This is a genomic window from Micromonospora sp. AMSO31t (genome assembly GCF_008868175.1).
GTDB lineage: Bacteria > Actinomycetota > Actinomycetes > Mycobacteriales > Micromonosporaceae > Micromonospora.
In genome coordinates this window covers 1-18,386 of the sequence record NZ_WBKT01000049.1, presented here as the reverse complement: position 1 = coordinate 18,386, position 18,386 = coordinate 1, and the positions used below count along the sequence as shown (strand labels likewise).

General features: G+C 72.5%; 17 protein-coding genes. 10 read left to right on the top strand and 7 right to left on the bottom strand.

Annotated features, from left to right (window positions below):
* The first annotated feature begins 94 nt into the window (after positions 1 to 94).
* The 4 genes from recA to rny all read left to right on the top strand — a co-directional run bounded on the left by recA (position 95) and on the right by rny (position 5,201).
* Positions 95 to 1,141, top strand: a complete 1,047-nt coding sequence (recA, locus tag F8274_RS13805) for a recombinase RecA (protein ID WP_091269420.1) — start codon at positions 95 to 97, stop codon at positions 1,139 to 1,141.
* A 13-nt stretch (positions 1,142 to 1,154) separates the two neighbouring features.
* Positions 1,155 to 1,853 carry a regulatory protein RecX gene (locus tag F8274_RS13800; protein ID WP_151462706.1) on the top strand — a complete coding sequence of 233 codons (699 nt, stop codon included), beginning with the start codon at positions 1,155 to 1,157 and terminating at the stop codon, positions 1,851 to 1,853.
* 49 nt (positions 1,854 to 1,902) lie between these two features.
* Entirely contained in the window at positions 1,903 to 2,655 is a 753-nt protein-coding gene (locus F8274_RS13795; protein ID WP_370518228.1) for a 3-keto-5-aminohexanoate cleavage protein, read from the top strand.
* A gap of 779 nt (positions 2,656 to 3,434) precedes the next feature.
* Positions 3,435 to 5,201: a ribonuclease Y gene (gene rny, locus F8274_RS13790; RefSeq protein WP_151462704.1), complete on the top strand. Its 1,767-nt coding sequence runs from the start codon at positions 3,435 to 3,437 to the stop codon at positions 5,199 to 5,201.
* A gap of 62 nt (positions 5,202 to 5,263) precedes the next feature.
* Here rny and F8274_RS13785 read toward each other — a convergent pair whose 3' ends face one another.
* The 4 genes from F8274_RS13785 to F8274_RS13770 are packed head-to-tail and all read right to left on the bottom strand — an operon-like array spanning position 5,264 to position 8,662.
* Positions 5,264 to 6,232 carry an amino acid ABC transporter permease gene (locus F8274_RS13785; RefSeq protein WP_151462703.1) on the bottom strand — a complete coding sequence of 323 codons (969 nt, stop codon included), beginning with the start codon at positions 6,230 to 6,232 and terminating at the stop codon, positions 5,264 to 5,266.
* Positions 6,229 to 6,936: an amino acid ABC transporter permease gene (locus tag F8274_RS13780; protein ID WP_151462702.1), complete on the bottom strand. Its 708-nt coding sequence runs from the start codon at positions 6,934 to 6,936 to the stop codon at positions 6,229 to 6,231. Before F8274_RS13780 ends, F8274_RS13785 begins: the two co-directional genes overlap by 4 nt.
* A 37-nt stretch (positions 6,937 to 6,973) precedes the next feature.
* Positions 6,974 to 7,849 (bottom strand): glutamate ABC transporter substrate-binding protein, encoded by an 876-nt coding sequence (locus F8274_RS13775; protein ID WP_151462701.1) that lies wholly within the window; start codon positions 7,847 to 7,849, stop codon positions 6,974 to 6,976.
* Between the two features lie 57 nt (positions 7,850 to 7,906).
* Positions 7,907 to 8,662, bottom strand: a complete 756-nt coding sequence (locus tag F8274_RS13770; RefSeq protein WP_151462700.1) for an amino acid ABC transporter ATP-binding protein — start codon at positions 8,660 to 8,662, stop codon at positions 7,907 to 7,909.
* 197 nt (positions 8,663 to 8,859) lie between these two features.
* On the opposite strand from F8274_RS13770, the gene selD reads away from it, so the two are divergent.
* Entirely contained in the window at positions 8,860 to 9,849 is a 990-nt protein-coding gene (gene selD, locus F8274_RS13765; RefSeq protein ID WP_151462699.1) for a selenide, water dikinase SelD, read from the top strand.
* Between the two features lie 239 nt (positions 9,850 to 10,088).
* A complete protein-coding gene (locus F8274_RS13760; RefSeq protein ID WP_148428061.1) occupies positions 10,089 to 10,568 on the top strand; it encodes a hypothetical protein in 480 nt (159 codons plus the stop codon).
* 28 nt (positions 10,569 to 10,596) lie between these two features.
* Here F8274_RS13760 and F8274_RS13755 read toward each other — a convergent pair whose 3' ends face one another.
* Positions 10,597 to 10,821: a DUF2277 family protein gene (locus F8274_RS13755; protein WP_151462698.1), complete on the bottom strand. Its 225-nt coding sequence runs from the start codon at positions 10,819 to 10,821 to the stop codon at positions 10,597 to 10,599.
* 52 nt (positions 10,822 to 10,873) lie between these two features.
* Here F8274_RS13755 and miaB point away from each other — a divergent pair, with 52 nt between their 5' ends.
* Positions 10,874 to 12,373 carry a tRNA (N6-isopentenyl adenosine(37)-C2)-methylthiotransferase MiaB gene (gene miaB / locus F8274_RS13750; RefSeq protein ID WP_151462697.1) on the top strand — a complete coding sequence of 500 codons (1,500 nt, stop codon included), beginning with the start codon at positions 10,874 to 10,876 and terminating at the stop codon, positions 12,371 to 12,373.
* A gap of 51 nt (positions 12,374 to 12,424) precedes the next feature.
* On the opposite strand, the gene F8274_RS13745 is transcribed toward miaB, so the two are convergent.
* Positions 12,425 to 14,041 (bottom strand): cellulase family glycosylhydrolase, encoded by a 1,617-nt coding sequence (locus tag F8274_RS13745; RefSeq protein ID WP_151462696.1) that lies wholly within the window; start codon positions 14,039 to 14,041, stop codon positions 12,425 to 12,427.
* A 338-nt stretch (positions 14,042 to 14,379) separates the two neighbouring features.
* Positions 14,380 to 15,588: a DUF349 domain-containing protein gene (locus tag F8274_RS13740; RefSeq protein ID WP_151462695.1), complete on the bottom strand. Its 1,209-nt coding sequence runs from the start codon at positions 15,586 to 15,588 to the stop codon at positions 14,380 to 14,382.
* 202 nt (positions 15,589 to 15,790) lie between these two features.
* Here F8274_RS13740 and F8274_RS13735 point away from each other — a divergent pair, with 202 nt between their 5' ends.
* The 3 genes from F8274_RS13735 to dapF are packed head-to-tail and all read left to right on the top strand — an operon-like array spanning position 15,791 to position 18,265.
* Positions 15,791 to 16,510: a hypothetical protein gene (locus tag F8274_RS13735; RefSeq protein WP_151462694.1), complete on the top strand. Its 720-nt coding sequence runs from the start codon at positions 15,791 to 15,793 to the stop codon at positions 16,508 to 16,510.
* A complete protein-coding gene (miaA, locus tag F8274_RS13730; RefSeq protein ID WP_151462693.1) occupies positions 16,393 to 17,412 on the top strand; it encodes a tRNA (adenosine(37)-N6)-dimethylallyltransferase MiaA in 1,020 nt (339 codons plus the stop codon). Before F8274_RS13735 ends, miaA begins: the two co-directional genes overlap by 118 nt.
* Before the next feature lie 7 nt (positions 17,413 to 17,419).
* A complete protein-coding gene (dapF, locus tag F8274_RS13725) occupies positions 17,420 to 18,265 on the top strand; it encodes a diaminopimelate epimerase (protein WP_151462692.1) in 846 nt (281 codons plus the stop codon).
* The last annotated feature ends 121 nt before the right edge of the window (positions 18,266 to 18,386 follow it).

Here is an 18,386-nt window from a genome sequence, read left to right as displayed (position 1 = left end):
GCCCGTCGGCTGGTTTTCTGTCGGACCCAGCGCCTAGCGTGTCCGCGTGACGCGAAGCTCAGGAAAGACGCCGGCGAAGGCAGGGGTGGCAACGATGGCGGCAGGGCCGGACCGGGAGAAGGCACTCGACCTTGCTCTCGCTCAGATCGACAAGCAGTTCGGCAAGGGTTCGGTGATGCGGCTGGGGGAGCGGCCCGTCGTCCAGACGGCGGTCATCCCGACCAGCTCCATCGCGCTCGACGTGGCGCTCGGCGTGGGCGGCCTGCCCCGCGGCCGGGTCGTGGAGATCTACGGTCCCGAGTCCAGCGGTAAGACCACGGTGGCCCTCCACGCGGTGGCCAACGCGCAGCGGGCCGGCGGCATCGCCGCCTTCATCGACGCCGAGCACGCGCTCGACCCGGAATACGCGAAGGCCCTCGGCGTCGACACCGACGCCCTGCTGGTCTCCCAGCCGGACACCGGCGAGCAGGCGCTGGAGATCGCCGACATGCTGGTCCGCTCCGGCGCGATCGACATCATCGTGATCGACTCGGTCGCGGCCCTGGTGCCGCGCGCCGAGATCGAGGGCGAGATGGGCGACAGCCACGTGGGTCTGCAGGCCCGGCTGATGAGCCAGGCGCTCCGGAAGATCACCGGTGTGCTCAACAACACCGGCACCACGGCGATCTTCATCAACCAGCTCCGCGAGAAGATCGGCGTGATGTTCGGCAGCCCGGAGACCACGACCGGTGGTCGCGCGCTGAAGTTCTACGCCTCGGTCCGGCTCGACGTGCGCCGCATCGAGAGCCTCAAGGACGGCACCGACGTGGTCGGCAACCGCACCCGCGTCAAGGTCGTGAAGAACAAGGTCGCCGCGCCGTTCAAGCAGGCCGAGTTCGACATCATGTACGGCAAGGGCATCTCCCGCGAGGGTTCGCTCATCGACGTGGGCGTGGAGCAGGCGATCATCCGCAAGTCCGGCGCCTGGTACACGTACGACGGTGACCAGCTCGGCCAGGGCAAGGAGAAGGCCCGCGAGTTCCTCCGGGAGAACCCGGACGTGGCGGCCGAGATCGAGAAGAAGATCCTGGAGAAGCTCGGCGTCGGCACCGGCGCGGGCGACGCCGCCGGCGGCCCGGAGCTGCCGCCGGTCGACTTCTGATCCCCGGCTGACCGTGGCAGGACGACGCGCCCGTACGGGGCGGGGCTGGGACGCCAGCCCGCCCCGCACGGGTGACGCCACCACTCCACCCCGGCCGCGCCGTGGCCGCCGGGGCCGGGCCGAGGAGCCCGATACCGAGGCGACCCCCGCGCCGCCCCGCGACGAGGCCGAGGTGGCCCGGGAGATCTGCCTCCGGCAGCTCGCGGTCCGGCCGCGCACCCGTGCCGAGCTGGCCGGCGCCCTGGCGAAGCGGGGCATCTCCGAGGAGGTCGCCGACCAGGTCCTCGACCGCTACGACGAGGTCGGCCTCGTGGACGACGCCGCCTTCGCCCGTGCCTGGGTGAGCAGCCGGCACAACGGTCGGGGGCTGGCCCGCCGGGCGCTCGCCAACGAGCTGCGCCAGCGCGGCGTCGACGGTGAGGTGGCCAGCGAGGCCCTCGACGAGCTGGACGAGGAGACCGAGGCGGAGACCGCCCGCACCCTGGTGGAGCGGAAGCTGCGCGCGACCCGGGGCGAGCCCGACGCGGTGTTCCGGCGCCTGGTCGGCATGCTGGCCCGCAAGGGCTACCCGGCCGGCGTGGCCATCCGGGCGGTCAAGGACGCGCTGGCCGCGCAGAGCGCCGAGGCGGCCGAGTTCGCCGAGCAGATCGACGCCGACGCCCTCGCCGACGCCGAGCACGAGCTGGATCCCGCCTCCCGCCCCCTCGACTGACACCGACCGCCCTGGTGGTGATCATGAAGTTGTTGCCCGCCGCGTCGGCGTGTCGGCGCAACAACTTCATGATCGACTCGTGGGAGGGTGTGCGGCCGTGTTGAAGGCGTGTCTGAACGGGGGACGGGGGAGGCACGAGCACCCCGCCGTGCCGGTTACGCCGGACGAGTTGGCTGCCGAGGCGGTCCGGTGCGCGGTGGCTGGGGTGACGGCCGTGCACGTGCACCCGCGCAATGCCGGCGGCGCCGAGTCGCTCGACCCGGCCGTGATCGCCGCGGCGGTCACCGCGATCCGCGCCGCCGGGCCCGGCCTGCCCGTCGGGGTGAGCACCGGCGCCTGGATCGCCCCCGAGCCCGCCGACCGGGCCGCCGCCGTACGCGCCTGGACGGTGCTGCCCGACTTCGCCTCCGTCAACGCCCACGAACCCGGGGCGGCGGCCGTCGCGGCCGCCCTGCACGAGCGGGGTGTCATGGTCGAGGCCGGCCTCTGGACGGTGGCGGCGGTCGACGCCTGGCGTCGCTGGCCGGCCCCGACCGGGCGGGTCCTCGTCGAGTGCCTGGCCGAAGAGGTCGACGGGGCACTCGCCGACGCCGCGGCCATCCTCGCCGCGCTGCCCGTCGAGCGCCCGCCCGTGCTGCTGCACGGCGAGGGTCCGGCGACCTGGCCGGTGTTCGCCGAGGCCGTACGCCGCGGCCTGCACACCCGGATCGGCCTGGAGGACACGCTGGTCCTGCCGGACGGCACCGCCGCACCGGACAACCTGGCGCTGGTGACAGCGGCCCGCGCTCTCGGCGCCCACTGAGCAGCGACGCCCGCGCCACCGGCCACCGTTCCCCGCGCAACTCCGGTCCGGTGTCGTGCCAAGATCTGGCAGGGGTGTGGCCGGGCGCCCGGTGAGGCGTTCACGTCATCAGCTCGACAGGCGGCGGGAGAGGTGCGGGCGAGGGCCCTGCCAGCGCCACGCTGGGGAGCCGGCGAGCGAGCCGCTCGGTGAAATGCGAGTCACCCTTGCGAAAAGTTGTCGGCTCTGAGCAGGTCGGGAAGCTGACCGAGGGGCCCGGGCGGGCGAAATTTGTCCGGCCGTGTCCGGCATCTGGACAGCGCTGCGTGACGTTCCCACTTCTCTCCGTCCGGGTGGTTTGATCATGAGTCCTTGACCGAACGGCCCCTGGAGACCTAGCCTCGCCATACAGGCTCACTTTGCCCGACCAGCGCAGGCTAAGCGCACAACATAGATCGCGTAACAGAACAGCATCACTTTGGCCAGCTTCACCGGCCCTTGACGGCAAGCTCCGGACGGCCGGTCCGGAGCCGACCGACAACTGCAACCGGCCGCCGGCGATGCCCCGAGGTGGGGCACCGCCGACGGAAAGCTACCCACAGCCAGCCGCTCCGGTCGGGCGTCCAGAGCCGCAGGTGCGTGCCGTCCGCACGCCGCCTGCGGTGCCGACGTTCAGGGGAGGCGGCCATGGCGGGGCGGCACAGGTTCACCGGCGGTCTTCCACACGCGCCCGGCCGCTCCTCGCCGGGCGGCTGCACGAGCCGGGCCCGAGTGGGCGCGCATCGGCGCGGAGCGGCCGCATGAGCGCCTTCGACGTCGTCATCCTCGCCGTGGTGCTGCTGCTCGTCGTGGTGGTGGTCGGCGCCGTCCTGTTCGGCGTGCGGGCCATGCGCCGGCTGAGCCTCGCACCCGCCCCAGAGGATCCGGCCTTCATCGCCGAGAAGGACCGCCAGGAGCAGTCCCTGGCAGCCCTGCGCAACGCGGCCGACGAGGCCAACAGCACCATCGACGTGGCCAAGTCGGCCGCCGCCGCGGCCCGCGCCGAGGCGGCCGCCGCCAAGGCCGAGGCGAAGGCGGCCCGCGCCGAGGCCCGGCGGGTGCTCGACGACGCCCGGGCCGAGGCCGACACGGTGCTGGAGCGGGCGCACAAGCAGGCCGAGGCGGACGCCGACCAGCTCCGCGCCGCCGCCCGGCGCAGCGGCGAGCGGGAGGTGGCGGTGCTCGCCGCGACCACCCGTGAACAGGCCGCCGAGGTCGAGCGGCGGGCCGCCCGGATGGACGAGCGGGAACGGCTGCACACCGAGGAGGTGGAGCGCCTCGCCGAGCGGGAACGGCAGCTCACCGCCGCCAGCGCCGCGCTCGCCGCCCGGGAGGCGGCCCTCGTGGAACGGGAGCAGGCGCTCACCGAGGCCGAGGAGCAGCGCCGCCGCGAGCTGGAGCGGGTGGCCGGCCTGACCGCCGACGCCGCCCGGACCGAGCTGGTCGAGTCGATCGAGGGACAGGCCAAGCGGGAGGCCGCGCTGCTGGTCCGGGAGATCGAGGCCGACGCCCGCGGCACCGCCGAGCAGCGGGCCCGGCACATCGTGGTCGACGCCATCCAGCGGGTGGCCAGCGAGCAGACCGCGGAGAGCGTGGTCAGCGTCCTGCACCTGCCCGGGGACGAGATGAAGGGGCGGATCATCGGCCGGGAGGGGCGCAACATCCGCGCCTTCGAGTCGGTCACCGGGGTCAACCTGATCATCGACGACACCCCCGAGGCGGTCCTGCTCTCCTGCTTCGACCCGGTGCGCCGCGAGGTCGGCCGGCTCACCCTGGAGAAGCTGGTGCTCGACGGCCGGATCCACCCGCACCGGATCGAGGAGGTCTACGACCTGGCCCGGCACGAGGTGGAGGAGCTCTGCCACCGGGCCGCCGAGGACGCGCTGGTCGAGGTGGGCATCACCGAGATCCACCCGGAGCTGGTCACCCTGCTCGGCCGGCTGCGCTACCGGACGTCGTACGGGCAGAACGTGCTCAAGCACCTGGTGGAGACCGCGCACATCGCCGGGACCATGGCCGCCGAGCTGCGGCTGGACGTGCCGACCATCAAGCGCTGCGCGTTCCTGCACGACATCGGCAAGGCGCTCACCCACGAGGTGGAGGGCAGCCACGCCATCATCGGCGCCGACCTGGCCCGCAAGTACGGGGAGAGCGAGGACGTGGTGCACGCCATCGAGGCGCACCACAACGAGGTGCCCCCGCAGACCATCGAGGCGGTGCTCACCCAGGCGTCGGACGCCTGCTCGGGCGGCCGGCCGGGGGCGCGGCGGGAGAGCCTGGAGGCGTACGTCAAGCGGCTGGAGCGGATCGAGGAGATCGCGGCCGGCAAGCTCGGCGTGGAGAAGGTCTTCGCCATGCAGGCCGGCCGGGAGATCCGGGTGATGGTCAAGCCGGACGACGTCGACGACATCGGCGCGGCGGTCCTGGCCCGGGACGTGGCCAAGCAGATCGAGGAGGAGCTGACCTACCCCGGTCAGATCCGGGTGACCGTGGTACGCGAGTCCCGGGTCACCGAGATCGCCCGCTGACGACGGGGATATGCGAAAGGCCGGCCCCGGATCCGGGGCCGGCCTACCGCCGAGGCAGGTGCTCAGATGCCGCCGGCACCCTCGGCCTGCGACATCAGTGCGGCGGGCGGCGGGTTCTGGGCCGGGGTGCCGGCGGTCTTGCGGCCCCGGGAGAGCCGCCGCTGGACGAACTGGGCCAGCTTCGACAGCGAGTAGTTCACCGCGATGAACAGCACCGCGATCACCACGTACACCTGGATCGGGTTGCCCAGCACGCCGATGATCTGCTTGCCGATGTTGAGCGTCTCCTCGTAGCTGATGATGAAGCCGAGCGAGGTGTCCTTGAGCACCACGACGAGCTGGCTGATCAGCGCCGGAAGCATGATCCGGAACGCCTGCGGCAGCAGGATCATCCGGGTGGTCTGGGCGGGCGAGAGCCCGATCGCGGCGGCGGCCTCGGCCTGGCCGCCGGGCAGACCCTCCATGCCGGAGCGGAGGATCTCGGCGATGACCACCGAGTTGTAGACGGTCAGGCCGATGACCAGGTACCAGAGGTTGTCGAACGAGATGCCGAACTCGGGGAAGCCGCGCGCCACGAAGAAGATCGTGAGGACCACGGGCAGGCCCCGGAACACCTCGACGCAGACCCGGGTCACCGCCGACAGCAGCCAGCTCAGCCCGCGCAGCAGGTACGCCAGCGGGGTGGCCATCCCGGTGAAGCGTCGCCGGGTCAGGCTCTTGAGCTGGATCCGCAGCACGGCGATCAGGGTGCCGACCACGAGGGACGCGACGATGGCCAGCGCGGCGGCGGTCAGGGTGTTCTTCAGGCCGAGGCCGATCCGGTCCCAGACCAGGGGGAAGTTCTCGTTCGAGGGGTCGACCAGCGGCCCCCACAGCTCCATCGAGAACTGGCCCTTGTCGGCCAGCGGCCGGTAGATCAGGAAGTACGCCCCGATCAGCACGAGGACGGTGGCGATCAGGCTGCTGATCAGGGTGACCCGCCGCTGGCGAGGGCCCGGGACGTCGTAGAGGACGCTCGTCTGCTGGCTCACCGGGCCACCGCCTGTCGCTTCTCGATCCGGTCGAGCAGGGCGCCGAGCGGCACCGTCATGATCAGGTAGCCGACGGAGATGCCGATGGCCACCGGGATGAAGGCATAGCCGCCGGCCGAGGTGAGCTGGTCGGCGGTCTGGGACAGGTCACCGACGACGCCGAAGAAGCCGACCAGCGCCGAGTTCTTGATCATCGCGATGATGACCGAGCCGAGCGGCACCACGGATGCCTTCCAGGACTGGGGCAGCACCACGTATCGGAGGTTCTGGCCGAAGGTGAGGCCCAGCGACCGGGCCGCCTCGGCCTGCCCGGCCGGGACCGCGTTCACGCCGGAGCGCAGCGCCTCGCAGACGAACGCCGCCGTGTAGAGCACCAGCGCGATGAGCGCGAAGCGGAAGTACGGCAGGTCGGTGCCGAGCCGGTTGAAGATCGCGTCCAGCCCGGGGATGCGCAGGAAGTCGGCGTTGGAGCCGAGCGCCGGCAGCCCGAAGGCGGCGAAGAACATGACCACGGTCAGCGGCATGTTCCGGAAGACGTTCACGTAACCGGTGCCGAGCGCCCGCAGCGGTGGCACCGGGGAGATCCGCAGCACCGCCACGACGGCGCCCAGGATCAGGGCGCCGATCGCGGCGAGTACGCAGATCTGAAGGGTGAGCCAGAATCCACCCGCGAAGACGTCGAACTTGTCGATGAGCACACTCACGGGTCGGTTTCCTCCCCACCCTCCAGATCAGGTCGGATCAGTAGCGGTTGATGGTCGGGGCGGTGCCCAGCTCCGCGCCGAACTTGCCGGCGGTGTTGTCCCAGGCCTTCTTCCAGCTACCGTCCTGGAAGGCCTTCTCCAGGGTGTCGTTGACGAAGTTACGGAAGTCGGTGTCCTCCTTCTTGACACCGATGCCGTAGGGCTCCTTGGTGAAGTTCTCACCGGCGAGCTTGAAGGACGCCTCGTCCTTGGCGATGTAGCCGAGCAGGATCACGTTGTCCGTGGTCACCGCGTTCACCTGGCCGCCCTTGAGGGCGTCCCGGCACTTGTCGTAGGTGTCGAAGAGCACCAGCTGGGTGCCGACGTCCTTCACGTACTTCTTGATCTCCTCGGCCGGCGTCGAGCCGGTCACCGAGCAGACCTTCTTGGTGCCGTCCTTGAAGGAGTCCGGGCCGGTGATGGTGGTGTCGTCCTTCTTCACCAGGATGTTCTGGCCGGCCTCGTAGTACGGCCCGGCGAAGGCGATGCGCTCCTTGCGCTTGTCGTTGATCGTGTAGGTCGCCGCGACCAGGTCGACGGTGCCGTTGACGATCACGTCCTCGCGGACCTTCGACGGGGTCTCGACGTACTCGATCTTGTCCTCGGGGATGCCGAGTTCCTTGACGATGAGCTTGGCGACCTCGACGTCGAAGCCCTCCGGCTTGCCCGACAGGCCCTTCTGGCCGAAGCCCGGCTGGTCGAACTTGGTGCCGATCTTGATCTTCTGCGCCTTGTTCAGGCGCTCCATCGTGCTGCCGGCGGCGAAGGACTTGCTGCCCGAGCCGGTGCCCTCGTCGCTGTCACCACCACAGGCGGCCATGCCCAGCGCCAGGGTCGCCGCCGCGGCAACCGCGGCCACGCGCTTCAAACGCATACTCATCTCCTTCTACGACGGAGCCACCGGGGGACGGCGCACTCCAACTACGGACGCTCAGTGCGTGAGGATCTTGGACAGGAAGTCCCGGGCCCGCTCGCTGCGCGGGTTCGCGAAGAACTCCGTTGGCGGGGCCTCCTCGACCAACTGGCCGTCGGCCATGAAGACGACCCGGTTGGCCGCGTGCCGGGCGAAGCCCATCTCGTGGGTGACCACGACCATGGTCATGCCGTCGCGGGCCAGCGAGGTCATCACCTCCAGCACCTCGCCGACCATCTCCGGGTCGAGCGCGCTGGTGGGCTCGTCGAAGAGCATCGCCTTGGGCTGCATGGCCAGCGCGCGGGCGATCGCCGCCCGCTGCTGCTGGCCGCCGGAGAGCTGCGCCGGGTACTTGTCCGCCTGGTTGGCGATGCCCACCCGGTCGAGCAGGGCCAGGCCGCGCTCGCGGGCGGCGGCCGGCTTCTCGCGGCGCACCTTCACCGGGCCGAGGGTGACGTTCTCCAGGATGGTCTTGTGCGCGAAGAGGTTGAACGACTGGAACACCATGCCGACCTCGCTGCGCAGCTTGGCCAGCGCCTTGCCCTCGGCCGGCAGCGGGGCGCCGTCGAAGGTGATGGTGCCCGAGTTGATCGGCTCCAGCCGGTTGATCGCCCGGCAGAGCGTCGACTTGCCGGAGCCGGACGGGCCGATGACCACGACCACCTCGCCCCTGCCGACGGAGAGCGAGACGTCGTCCAGCACGTGCAGCGGGCCGAACCACTTGTTCACCCCGTCCAGCACGATCAGCGGTTCGCCCGTCGTCACGTCGTCCACCGTCCCTGTCGTCCGTACGGAAAGCGGGGTCGCGAGACCCCTGGTTGGGCCACTGTAGGCGGCGTGATGTGGCAGAACGCAACTCGAATGGTCACGGAGCGGTAACACCGGTCACGGCCGTACCCGTGCGTCCGAATTCCGTCACCGAACGGGGCGTCCGGGTGGCGGCCCCGCCGGTCCACGGCGATCATGTGGGGATGACAGACCCCGTCCGGCTGACCGATTACGCCCGTGGCGGCGGGTGCGCCTGCAAGATCCCGCCGGGTGAGCTGGAGACGATGGTGGCCGGGCTGGCCCCGGCCGTCGGCGCCGCCGAGCTGCTGGTGGGTCTGGACCACGGCGACGACGCCGCGGTGGTCCGGCTGGACGAACGCACCGGCCTGGTCAGCACCGCGGACTTCTTCACCCCGGTGGTCGACGACGCCTACGACTGGGGGCGCATCGCCGCCGCCAACGCGCTCTCCGACGTGTACGCCATGGGCGGCACCCCGCTGGTCGCGCTCAACCTGCTCTGCTGGCCGCGCGAGGTGCTGCCGCTGGAGCTGGCCCGGGAGGTGCTGCGCGGCGGCCAGGACGTGGCCCGGGTGGCCGGCTGCCACCTGGCCGGCGGGCACAGCGTCGACGACGACGGCCCGAAGTACGGCCTGGCCGTCACCGGGGTGGTCCGGCCCGAGGAGCTGATCACCCTGGACGCCGGCCGGGCCGGCCTGCCGCTGTCGCTGACCAAGCCGCTCGGCGTCGGGGTGCTGAACACCCGGCACAAGCGCACCGGGGAGCGGTTCCCGGAGGCGGTCGCCTCGATGGCCCGGCTGAATCGGGACGCGGCCCGCGCGGCCGTCGCGGCGGGGGTCCGCTGCGGCACCGACGTGACCGGGTTCGGGCTGCTCGGGCATGCCTCGAAGCTGGCCCGGGCCAGCCGGCTGACCGTGGCGATCGACGCGGCCGCGGTGCCCTACCTGCCCGGCGCCCGGGAGGCGCTGCGCGACGGCTTCGTCAGCGGCGGCACGCGGCGCAACCTGGACTGGGTGACCCCGTGGACGGATTTCGGCGGGGCCGACGAGGGGGAGCGGCTGCTGCTGGCCGACGCGCAGACCTCGGGTGGGCTGCTGGTGGCGGGCGAGGTGCCGGGCGGCACGGTGGTCGGCGAACTGCTGCCGGCGAGCGACCACCTGATCCGGGTGCGCTGAAAACCCGCGCCGGCATTCGCGAATCCGTCACCACAACTCGGTGATTCGCTGTCGCGAACCCGGCACCATACCCGATAAACTGTCACCTTCCCGCTACTCTGGGCCAGGTCGCCCCGGGAAATTCTGCCCGGAATGGTCACAGACCGGTAACTTGCGCCCGGCTGAGGTCAAAAGCACCCCACCATCGTCAGTAAGGCCCGATCCGGAGGCCGGTGGGACGAGCGCAGCGAGGAGGCGGCATGACCGAGCTGTGGAACTGGAGAATCGACGGCGCGGCGCCCGTGGAGGTCTACCCGGCGCTGGCCGAGGCGCTCGGCCGGGTGGTGATGCCCCTCGCCGTCGCCGACCCGGCCCGACTCCCCGCGTACGCGGTGGTCTGCGACGTCTGGGAGGCGCCCGGGGCGTACGGGACCGTGGTCGACTGTTACGGGGTGCCCGAGCGCCTGCCCGAGCTGCCCAGCATCGCGGCGCTGGCCCGGCTGCTGGACCGCAACTGCCTGATGCGCGACGACACCCTCGACGCCGGGCGGCACCTGCTGGTCGCCCCGGACGGCACGATCCGCCCGGTGCACTTCGACGTGGTCGAGACCGACGACGGCGAGGTCCTCAGCGACCAGCGGCTCTGCACCGTGGCGGACCCCCGCTGCCGCGGCTGGTCGCAGTGCCACCGCTCCCGCTGGGCCCCCGACTCGGTCGCCCCGGCCCTCGCCGCCGCCTGACGGGCGGCGAGGGGCGGCCCGGGCAGAGTCAGCGGGCCGCCGGCTGCTGGCCCCTGACCACGAGCTGGTCCAACAGGGTGGCGGTGGCCGCCGCCACGGCGTCGACCGCCGAGTCGAACGCGGCGGCGTTGTGCGCCGCGGGGGCGCGGAACCCGGAGATCTTCCGGACGTACTGCAGCGCGGCCGCCCGGATGTCCTCCTCGGTCACCACCGGGACGTACGGCTCACGCAGGGTCTTGATGCTCCGGCACACGGCTCCTCCTCGTTCGGTCCGACCAACTCGGCCCGGATACGCTGTCCGGGTCATGACTACCGCAGCCGCGGGCAGCCCGCGCACCTACCAGGTGCGCACGTACGGCTGCCAGATGAACGTGCACGACTCCGAGCGCATTTCCGGCCTGCTCGAACAGGCCGGTTACGTGCGTGCCGCCGAGGCCGACGAGCAGCCCGACGTGGTGGTGTTCAATACCTGCGCCGTCCGGGAGAACGCCGACAACCGGCTCTACGGCAACCTGGGACATCTGCGCCCCGTGAAGGACCGGCACCCGGAGATGCAGATCGCGGTCGGCGGCTGCCTGGCCCAGAAGGACCGCGGCGAGATCGTCCGCAAGGCGCCCTGGGTGGACGTGGTCTTCGGCACGCACAACATCGGCTCGCTGCCGGTGCTGCTGGAGCGGGCCCGGCACAACACCGCCGCCGAGGTGGAGATCCTCGAATCCCTCGACGTGTTCCCGTCCACGCTGCCGACCCGGCGCGAGTCCACGTACGCCGGCTGGGTGTCGATCTCGGTGGGCTGCAACAACACCTGCACGTTCTGCATCGTGCCCTCCCTGCGCGGCAAGGAGAAGGACCGCCGCCCCGGAGACATCCTCTCCGAGGTGCGCGCCCTGGTCGACGAGGGCGTGCTGGAGGTGACCCTGCTCGGCCAGAACGTCAACTCCTACGGCGTGGAGTTCGGTGACCGGTACGCCTTCGGCAAGCTGCTGCGGGCCTGCGGCGACATCGACGGCCTGGAGCGGGTCCGGTTCACCAGCCCCCACCCGAAGGACTTCACCGACGACGTGATCGCCGCGATGGCCGAGACGCCGAATATCTGCCACTCGCTGCACATGCCGCTGCAGTCCGGCTCGGACGACGTGCTGCGGGCGATGCGCCGCTCGTACCGGTCGGAGAAGTACCTGGGGATCATCGAGAAGGTCCGGGCCTCGATGCCCGACGCGGCGATCACCACCGACATCATCGTCGGGTTCCCCGGCGAGACCGACGGCGACTTCGAGAAGACCCTCGACGTGGTCCGCGAGGCGCGCTTCTCGTCGGCGTTCACGTTCCAGTACTCGAAGCGCCCCGGCACGCCGGCCGCGACGATGGACGGCCAGCTGCCCAAGCAGGTCGTGCAGGAGCGGTACGAGCGGTTGATCGCCTGCGTGGAGGAGATCACCTGGGCGGAGAACCGGAAGCTGGTCGGGGAGACCGTCGAGGTGCTCGTCGCGGTCGGCGAGGGACGCAAGGACGAGCGCACCGGCCGGATGTCCGGCCGCGCCCGCGACGGCCGCCTCGTCCACTTCGACGCGGGCAGCCTGGCCGGGCAGATCCGCCCGGGCGACATCGTGCACACCACGGTCACCTACGCCGCCCCGCACCACCTCAACGCCGACGGCGAGCCGCTGTCGCACCGGCGTACCCGGGCCGGTGACGCGGCCGAGGCGGGGCGCGCCCCGCGTACCCCCGGGGTGCTGCTCGGGCTGCCGACGATCGGCGCGCCGGCCGCGGCGCCCGCCCCCACCGGCGGCTGCGCCGCCCGCTGACCGACCGCGGACGGCCGGGACCGCCCCGTGGCGGCCCCGGCCGTCGTGCTCTCAGCAGGCGGTGCCGTTGAGCTTCACGGCGCCCGGCGCGGCGGCCGTCCCGTTGGCGGTGAAGCCGACGGTCACCGACGCGCCCGGCGCGAGCGACGCCGCCCAGCTCGGGGCTGCCGCGGTGACCGTGGTGCCGGACTGGGTGACGGTGGCGTTCCAGCCGCTGGCCAGGGTGACCCCGGACGGCCAGGTCCAGGTGGCCGACCACGGGTTGACCGCGGCGGTGCCGGTGTTCTTCACGGTCAGCTCGCCCTGGAAGCCACCCTGCCACGCGTTGACCTGCTTGTAGGTGGCCGTGCAGCCGCCGCTCGGCGCCGGCGTGGTGGGCGACGGCGACGGTGAGCCGGTCCCCGTCGGGGTCGGGGTGGGGTTGCCGCCGCCACCCGCCGCCGGGATCAGGTAGGGCTGGAGGATGTCCTGCTTGGCCTGGTTGATGGTGGTCCAGTCGTCGTTGGCGATGCCGCCGGTGTCACCCGAGTTCGGGTTCCACGACCAGTAGGTGAAGGACATCCCGATCACCCCGGTCCCCGTGTACGCCATGAGGTTCTGCAGCCAGACCTTGTCCTTCGGGTCCTGGAGCGTGCTGCCGAACTCGCCCATCATGATCGGCGCGAGGTTCTGCCTGTAGAGGTAGCCCCAGTACTTGTCCCAGATGGCCGGCATGTTCGCCGGGTAGCTCGGGTCGTCGAACCAGGTCTGGCGGTAGACCGAGGTCGCGTACTCGTGCGGGGAGTAGACCAGCCGGTTGGCCACGTTCAGCCGCACCGGGAACTGCCCGGCCTTCGACAGGTTGCCGCCCCACCAGCCGCAGTCCTCGTCGTTGCTGGGGTCGTTGTCCCAGACGTTCGACAGGCCGCCGCTGGGGCAGCTCACCCCCTCCACGAAGATCAGCCAGTTGGGCTGCACCCCGAGGATCGCGTTGCCGGCCCGCTCGGCGGCGAGCCGCCAGTCCCGGGCGGTGTCGCCGCAGCCCCAGCAGGCGCCGGTGGCGGCCGGGTTGGTGCCCTCGGCGTGCGGCTCGTTGTGCAGGTCCGCGCCGATCACGGTGGTGTTGTTCGCGTACCGCTGGGCGAGCATCTTCCAGTCGGCGATCCAGGTCGCCTCGGAGACCGTCGAGGTGTACCAGAGCGGCGACTGCCCGGCCGAGGTGGGCCGGTGCCGGTCCAGGATGACCCGCATCCCCTTGCTGCCCGCGTAGTCGATGACCTTGTCGAGGATCTGCAACGGGGACAGGCCCACCAGGTCGGGGTTGACGAAGTCGTTGATGCCGGTGGCCGTGGCGCCGGGCTTCAGCGCGTCGTTCGAGTAGGGGATGCGCAGCGTGTTGTAGCCGAGCCGGGCCATGGTGTCGAGCTGGCCGCGCCACGGGTTGCTCGACCACAGACCGTGGAAGGTCCTGTTGTCGGTCTCCATGCCGAACCAGTTGATGCCGGTGAGCCGGACCGTGGCCCCCGTGCTGTCGACGATCTTGTTGCCGCTGGTGTGCAGGTAGCCGGTGCCGGTCCCGGCCGTCGCGGCGGCGGCCGGGGTGGTGCTGACGGCGGCGGCGACGAGGACGCCGGCCGCGGCGGTGGCGAGCGCCGCGAGGGCGCCGCCGAGGGCGGTGGGTCGGTGCATGGCGAGCTCCACTTCGGATGCCCGTGCGGCGCGAGCGCCGCGGGCGGGAAGACCAGGGGAAACGGCCCGCTCGTCATCGAGTACGCGGACAGCGCGCGCCGGGCCGTGTCACGTGGACGGCCACCCGCGGGGAGAAGCACCGGCGAATCCCGACGGCAGCTCGTGCCGTCGTGCCCTCGCGCCGGTGCGGAACCTGGCTCTGCCGCCCATTTTGATCAGCCGGCCTCGATGCGTCAACACGCGACCACGGGCCGCCTTCCTCGTCCGGCCGGAGGCGGACACGGAAGAGCCCCCGGTCCCGGGACCGGGACGGCGGCTCTTCCGGTGAAAGCTGGGGCTCAGCCGGCCTGCTCGGCCAGCTGGAGGAACTGCCGCTTCGAGGCGAGCGCCTGCTCGGCCTCCTTGATCCGGCGGGCGTCGCCGGCCGCCTGCGCCCGGGCCAGCCGGTCCTCGGCCTCGGCGACCTGGCTCCGCATCTGGGCCAGGAGCGGGTTGTCCTCCTTGGAGGTGCGCCGCCACGCCGAGTCCATGACCTCGCGGACCTTGTCGTCGATGGCCCGCAGCCGGCGCTCCAGCCCGGCGGCCGCCTCGCGCGGCACCCGGCCGGCCTCGTGCCACTGCGCCTGGATCTCCCGCAGCTTCGCCTGGGCGCCCTTCGGGTCGCCGTCGACGTCGAGCGCCTCGGCCTCGGCGAGCAGGGCCTGCTTGCGCTCCAGGTTGGCGCGCTGCTCGTTGTCGCGCGCCGAGAAGACCTCACTGCGGCGGGTGAAGAAGCCGTCCTGCGCCGCCCGGAACCGTTCCCAGAGCTTCTGCTCGGCCTCCTTGGAGGCGCGCGGCGCGGCCTTCCACTGGGCCATGAGGTCCTTGAGCTGGTTGGCCGTGGTGCCCCAGTCGGTCGACTCCTTGAGCTTCTCGGCCTCGGCGACCAGCTCCTCCTTGACCCCCTGCGCCTGCTTGCGCTGCTGGTCCAGGGAGGCGAAGTGGGCGCCGCGGCGGCGGGTGAAGCCGTCCCGCGCGGCGGCGAACCGCTTCCACAGCTCACCGTCGGCCTTCTTGTCGACCCCGCGGATGGTCTTCCACTCGTCGAGGATCTCCTTGAGCCGGTCGCCGGCGGTCTTCCAGCCGGTCGACTCGGCGGCCAGCTTCTCCGCCTCCTCGACCAGGGCGGTCTTGCGCGCGAGGGCCTCGCCGCGGGCGGCGTCGCGGGCGGCGCGGGCCTCGCCGGCCTTCTCCTCGGCCACCGTGGCGAGCTTGTCCAGGCGGGCGGCCAGGGCGTCGATGTCACCGACGACGTGCGCCTCGGCCAGCGAGGCGCGGATCCGCCGGATCGTGGTCAGCGAGTGGCCGGCGTCCGCCGCGCCGGAGTTGAGCCGGGCCTCGGTCAGGTCCACCTCCGTCACCAGGTCGGCGAAGCGCCGGGCGAAATGGGCGAGCCCTTCCTCCGGTGCCCCCGCCTGCCAGGATCCGACCACCCGCTCGCCCTCGGCGGTCTTGACGTAGACGGTGCCGTCCTCGTCCACCCGTCCGAAGGCAGTCCAGTCGCTCATGTGCCCATCCTCGTTCTCCCGGCGTCGACGGGACACCTCCCGCGATCGCCGCCACGGCGCAGCAAAGTTCTCCCGGCATTGTCACAGGTCCGACCCGGTCCGTGTCGAGCGCCTGTCGTCGACCGTGACCATACGGTGTCGTAGCGCCTCGATGACCGGATCGGCGCGGGGACGCACCGGGGGATACGGATAGGTTGGTGCCGTGTCCCTGGTCGCCGCCGCCGTCTGCCCCCACCCGCCCCTGATCGTGCCCGAGCTGGCCGGCGCCGCCGCGCCCGAGCTGGACGACCTCCGCGCCGCCGCCGACGCGGCCGTGGCCCGGCTGCTCGCCGCCGATCCCGAGGTGATCCTGCTGCTCGGCGCCGGGCCGGAGACGGAGCGGTTCGGCAGCGCCGACCACGGCTCGCTGCGCCCGTACGGGCTGGACCGGCACGTGCGGCTCTGGAAGGTCAACTGCGCCGGGAGCGACCGCCTGCCGCTGAGCCTGACCATCGGCGCCTGGCTGGTGAACCGGTCCGGGACGGAGCTGCCCCGGCTGGCCCGGGCGGTCGCCGGCGACGCGTCCCCGGCCGAGTGCGCCGCCCTCGGCGCGGAGCTGGTCGCCGAGCCGCACGAGCGGACCGCGCTGCTGGTGCTCGGGGACGGGTCGGCCTGCCGGGGCGTCAAGGCGCCCGGCTACGACGACCCGCGCGCGCCCGCGTACGACGAGGGGGTTGCCCGCGCCTTGGCCGGCGCGGACGCGGCGGCCCTGCTCGGCCTGGACCCGGCGCTGTCGGCGGAGCTGAGGGTCGCCGGGCGGGCGCCGTGGCAGGTGCTGGCCGGCGCGGCCCGGGCGGCGGGCGGCGACTGGCGCGGCGACGTCAGCTACCACCGGGCCCCCTACGGCGTTGCCTACTTCGTGGCCAACTGGGAGAAGGCGTGACCGTCGTCGCCGTGGTCGGGCCGACCGCGGCGGGCAAGTCGGCGCTGAGCATCGCCCTGGCACACGCCCTCGACGGCGAGGTGGTCAACGCCGACTCGATGCAGCTCTACCGGGGCATGGACATCGGCACGGCCAAGCTGACCCCGGCCGAGCGGGAGGGCGTGCCGCACCACCTGCTCGACATCTGGCCGGTGACCGAGCCGGCCAGCGTCGCCGAATACCAGAAGCTGGCCCGCGCGGCGGTCGACGACATCCTGGCCCGGGGGCGGGTGCCGCTGCTGGTCGGCGGCTCCGGGCTCTACGTGCGGGCGGTGCTGGAGCAGTTCGAGTTCCCCGGCACCGACCCGGCCGTGCGGGAGCGGCTGGAGGCGGAGCTGGCCGAGGTCGGCCCGGCGCCGCTGCACGCCCGGCTCGCCGAGGCCGACCCGGTGGCCGCGGCGGGCATCCTGCCGAGCAACGGCCGGCGCATCGTCCGCGCCCTGGAGGTCGTCGAGCTGACCGGCGCGCCGTTCACCGCGTCGCTGCCCGCGCCGACGCCGTACTACCCGTCGGTGCAGCTCGGCGTCGACCTGGACACCGCGCTGCTGGACGAGCGGATCGCGCTCCGGGTGGACCGCATGTGGGCCGACGGCCTGGTCGCCGAGACGCGGACGCTGGTCGGCGAGGGCCTGCCCGAGGGGCGGACGGCCAGCCGGGCGCTCGGCTACCAGCAGGTGCTGCGCTTCCTGGGCGGGGAGCTGACCGAGGCCGAGGCGCACGAGGAGACCGTCCGGGCCACCCGGCGGTTCGTCCGCCGGCAGCGCTCCTGGTTCCGGCGCGACCCGCGGATCCACTGGCTGGACTCGGCCTCGCCCTCGTTTCTCGACAGCGCGCTGCGGGTGGTCGCCGAGCATCGGGAATGATGGGGGCGTGGAGTTCACCAAGGGCCACGGCACCGGCAACGACTTCGTCATCCTGCCCGACCCGGACGGGGCGCTCGACCTGACGCCCGCCCTGGTCGCCGCGCTGTGCGACCGGCGGCGCGGCCTGGGCGGCGACGGTGTGCTGCGCGTGGTACGCGCCGCCAAGCACCCGGACGGCGCCGCGCTGGCCGGCGAGGCCGAGTGGTTCATGGACTACTGGAACTCCGACGGCTCGTTCGCCGAGATGTGCGGCAACGGTGCCCGGGTGTTCGTCCGCTACCTGCTGGAAACCGGGTTGGCCGCCCCGTCCGGCGGGACCGTGCCGCTGGCCACCCGGGCCGGCCTGGTGCGCGCCCGGGTCGAGGGGGCGGACGTCGCCGTCGAGATGCGCCGCCCCCGCCTGTACGCCACGGCCACCGCCACCCTGGGCGGGCTCACCCTGACCGGCGCCGCCGCGGACGTGGGCAACCCGCACCTGGTCTGCGCGCTGCCCGCCAGCCTGGACCTGGGCGGCCTGGACCTCACCCGGGCGCCCGACGTCGACCCGTCCGTCTTCCCGGCCGGGGTGAACGTCGAGTTCATCAGCCCGGGCGAGCCGGTCGAGGGCACCGACGGGCACGTGCTCATGCGGGTCTACGAGCGGGGCTCGGCCGAGACGCTCTCCTGCGGGACCGGCGCCTGCGCGGTCGCCGCCGTGGCGCTGCGCGACGCGGGCCGGGAGACCGGCACCATGACCGTCGACGTCCCCGGCGGCCGCCTCACCATCACGATCACCGAGGACACCTGCTGGCTCGCCGGCCCCGCCGTCCTGGTCGCCACCGGCGAGATCACGCCGTCCGCCCTACCGGCCTGAACCCACCCGCGCAGCCCCGCGCCCCTGGCTCCTCGCGCAGTTGATCAAGAGGTTTGCGTCTGGATCGGGCCCGTTCCCGACGCAAACTTCTTGATCAACGCGGCAAGGGGGGCGCGGCGCG